Origin of the sequence: Bradyrhizobium sp. BRP56 (assembly GCF_020194035.1) — a bacterium.
GTDB lineage: Bacteria > Pseudomonadota > Alphaproteobacteria > Rhizobiales > Xanthobacteraceae > Bradyrhizobium > Bradyrhizobium australafricanum.
In genome coordinates this window covers 1-2958 of sequence record NZ_JADYVV010000150.1, presented here as the reverse complement: position 1 = coordinate 2958, position 2958 = coordinate 1, and the positions used below count along the sequence as shown (strand labels likewise).

The following is a 2958-nucleotide window of genomic DNA, read 5'->3' as shown; positions in this document are numbered from 1 at the left end:
AGGCAAAACCGCGCGCCAACAGAACCCGCATTCAAAGGGATCGCTCGCCTTCGCCGCATGGGTCATCGCTCGTCTTGGCGGCTGGACCGGTTACTATGACAAACCCGGCCCAAAAACCATGCGCCGGGGCCTCGACGACTTCCAGCGCATCAAATACGGCTCGACCCTGAGACTCCAAAATGTGTGAATCGGAGAGCCGCTTGCGGGGAGAGGTCGGATCGCATGCAGCGTAGCGAAATGCGATCCGGGTGAGGGGGTACAGGTCTCTCGACAATTGTAAGCGCGGAGAGAGGCCCCTCACCCCAACCCTCTCCCCGCATCCGCCTTCGCCCGAAGGCGGGCTTCGGCGGACAAGAGAGCGGGGCGAGGGGAGAAGAATAGGGCTCAGCCCTTCAGGAACTCGCCCGCCTTGTACAGCGCGCGGAATTGGAGCCCGGCTTCGGCAAACGTCTCGGTGGCGCCTTCCTCGCGGTCGACTATGGTAAAGACCAGGGCGATCTCGCCGCCGGCCTCGCGCACGGCTTCCACCGCCTTCAGCGCCGAGCCGCCCGTCGTGGTGACGTCCTCGACGATCACGATCCGCTTGCCCGCAAGGCTCTCGCCCTTCGCAAGCCCTTCGACGGAAAGCTTCGCGCCGTGCTCCTTCGGCTTCTTGCGCACGAAGAACGCCGCGATCGGGTGGCCCTTCAGCCAGGACAGTTGCGCGATGGCGCCGGCGAGCGGCACCGCGCCCATCTCGAGCCCGCCGACGAAATCGAGCTTGTCATCCTTCAGCGCTTCATAGGTGAGCTCGGCGAGCAGCGCCGCGCCCTCGGGATCGAGCATCGTCGGCTTCAGGTTGAAATAGAAGTCGCTCTTGCGGCCCGACGCCAGCGTGATCTCGCCGCGGCCGAACGAACGCTTGCGGATGATCTCGGCGAGGCGGGCGCGGGAGGCTGATTTGGACAAAGACTTTTTCCCTTGAGGGTTTGAGGCGGGCGGCAATCTATCCACGCTTACCGGCACATTCCAGCGTGGAAATCGGGCCGTCAACAGTGCCCAAGCCGCGATTTCCGCGGGCGTGCTTTCCGCAAAGCGCGGTTGTGCGGCCGTTCCGTTCCCCGTAAGCAGGCGCCAAACACTCGGCAAAACACTTGCCCAAACACTTGCACGGGAAGCGGAAATGACCATCGAGCTGCACACCTGGAACACCCCCAACGGCCGCAAGATCTCGGTCGCGCTGGAGGAAATGGGGCTGCCCTACAAGGTGATCCCGGTGAACATCAGCAAGGGCGAACAGATGGCGCCCGCCTTCCTTGCGATCAGCCCGAACAACAAGATCCCGGCGATCGTCGATCCGGATGGGCCCGGCGGCAAGCCGGTCAGCATTTTCGAGTCCGGCGCGATCCTGCTCTATCTCGGCGAGAAGACCGGCAAGTTCCTGCCGAAGCCGCTCTCCGAGCGGATCCCGGTCTATGAGTGGCTGATGTGGCAGATGGGCGGCTTCGGTCCGATGCCGGGCCAGGTGCACCATTTCATCGCGCTGGAGAACGAGCAGGACCGCGCCTACGGCCTGAAGCGCTACATGGCCGAGACGCGGCGGCTCTACGGCGTGCTCGACCGCCGGCTTCAGGGGCGCGAATTCGTCGCCGGCGATCTCTCGGTTGCCGATTTCGCCATCCTCGGCTGGGCCTGGCGCCATCCGCGCCACAAGGTCGACCTGGCCGACTTCCCCAACGTCAAGCGCTGGTACGAGACGCTGATGGCTCGCCCCGCGACGAAGCGGGGAATGGACGCGAAGCTGGATTGAGGGTTGCTGAACCGTAGGATGGGTAGAGCGAAGCGAAACCCATCACTTCGAATGCGCGGCGGTCATGATGGGTTTCGCTGCGCTCTACCCATCCTACGCGCTTACTTCCCTTCTCCCCTTGTGGGAGAAGGTGGCGCGAAGCGCCGGATGAGGGGTTGTCCCCGCAGACGAACTCGTGGAAATAACCCCTCACCAGGCTTCGATGCGAAGCATCGAAGCCGCCCTCTCCCACAGGGGGAGAGGGTACTCGCTAGGCCCGCCGCGCCTCGAGCGCCATCTTCATCGCCAGCCCTGCGAGCACGGTGCCCATCAGCCAGCGCTGCACCAGGAGCCAGGTCGGGCGAGTGCCGAGGAACACCGCGATCGAACCGGCGGCCAGCGCGATCATCGCGTTGACGCTGACGCTGATCACGATCTGGATCGAGCCGAGCGCGAGCGACTGCGTCAGCACGCTGCCGCCGGCGGGATCGATGAACTGCGGCAGCAGCGCCAGATAAAGCATCGCGATCTTCGGGTTGAGCAGATTGGTGACGAAGCCCATCGCGAACAATTTGCGCGGGCCGTCGACCTTCAGCGCCTTGACCTGGAACGGCGAGCGGCCGCCGGGCTTCAATGCCTGCCACGCCAGCCAGAGCAGATAGCCCGCGCCGGCAAAGCGCAGCGCGTCATAGGCGTAGGGAATCGCGAACAGCAGCGCGGTGATGCCGAACGCCGCGCACAGCATGTAGAACACGAAGCCGAGCGCCACGCCGCCGAGCGAGACGATGCCGGCCGCCGGCCCCTGCGTGATCGAACGCGAGATCAGGTAGATCATGTTCGGCCCCGGCGTCAGCACCATGCCGAGGCAGATGAGCGCAAAGCCGAGCAAAGCGGATGTGTGGGGCATGACGGGTCTCGCGAGGGGATGCGCACACTTCTAGCGTGTCGCCAGTCGCGCGGCCATCTCGGAATTGCTCTCGGAGCAATGTCGCGGCGACGGTGGTGCAAGGGCTCCCTCTCCCGCTTGCGGGGGAGGGCAATCGCATATGGCAGCGAAAAGGTTGGCGCCGCGATTTCGGCATTCGTCATGGCCGGGCTTGTCCCGGCCATCCACGTCTTTCTTGATGCTGAAACCAAGACGTGGATGCCCGGGACAAGCCCGGGCATGACGATTTTGTGGGAGCAATGAT

Annotated in this window: 3 protein-coding genes and 1 pseudogene; 2 read left to right on the top strand and 2 right to left on the bottom strand. The window is 64.4% G+C overall.

The genetic code is table 11. The features are described 5' to 3' along the window. Nucleotides 1–187, top strand: a pseudogene (locus I6F38_RS43060) (transposase); the annotation flags it as partial. A gap of 197 nt (nucleotides 188–384) precedes the next feature. Here the strand turns inward: I6F38_RS43060 and pyrE are convergent. After that, entirely contained in the window at nucleotides 385–948 is a 564-nt protein-coding gene (pyrE, locus tag I6F38_RS43055; RefSeq protein ID WP_225164665.1) for an orotate phosphoribosyltransferase, read from the bottom strand. A gap of 214 nt (nucleotides 949–1162) precedes the next feature. On the opposite strand from pyrE, the gene I6F38_RS43050 reads away from it, so the two are divergent. After that, nucleotides 1163–1789, top strand: coding sequence for a glutathione S-transferase family protein (locus I6F38_RS43050; RefSeq protein WP_225164664.1), 627 nt, complete (start codon nucleotides 1163–1165; stop codon nucleotides 1787–1789). Nucleotides 1790–2039: 250 nt separating this feature from the next. Here I6F38_RS43050 and I6F38_RS43045 read toward each other — a convergent pair whose 3' ends face one another. Continuing rightward, nucleotides 2040–2675, bottom strand: coding sequence for a LysE family translocator (locus tag I6F38_RS43045; protein WP_092078615.1), 636 nt, complete (start codon nucleotides 2673–2675; stop codon nucleotides 2040–2042). Between the last annotated feature and the right edge of the window lie 283 nt (nucleotides 2676–2958).